This window comes from Vibrio sp. 10N.222.55.C6 (assembly GCF_041473395.1).
Classification (GTDB): domain Bacteria; phylum Pseudomonadota; class Gammaproteobacteria; order Enterobacterales; family Vibrionaceae; genus Vibrio; species Vibrio crassostreae_C.
This window is the reverse complement of record NZ_JBFRSD010000284.1, coordinates 1-325: the sequence shown is the minus strand read 5'-3', so window position 1 is coordinate 325 and position 325 is coordinate 1. Positions and strand designations below refer to the sequence as shown.

Genomic DNA, 325 nt, shown 5'->3' with positions numbered 1-325 from the left:
GGATTATATCCTCGGAGGTAACCCGATGAATATCTCTTATGTTACTGGTTATGGAACGAAACCTGCTGAGAATCCTCATCATCGATTCTGGGCTTACGCTGCTGATGAAAGTTCACCAAAACCAGCGCCGGGTGCGTTAATTGGAGGCCCAAATTCGGTAAGTTTTAGTGATCCTATTGCCGCTGTGATGAAAGGCAAATGTGTTGGACAAACGTGTTACAGCGATAATATTGGAGCTTGGACGTTGAACGAGATAACCATCAACTGGAATGCGCCGCTAGTATGGGTTACTTCTGCTTTAGATGAAGGGCAGCTTGATTGAGGT

1 protein-coding gene is annotated in these 325 nt (G+C 45.5%); it reads left to right on the top strand.

What is annotated here, in order from left to right; genetic code table 11:
• Positions 1-322: glycoside hydrolase family 9 protein (locus AB4486_RS23695; protein WP_372119023.1), on the top strand; the 322-nt coding region annotated here is incomplete at its 5' end.
• Between the last annotated feature and the right edge of the window lie 3 nt (positions 323-325).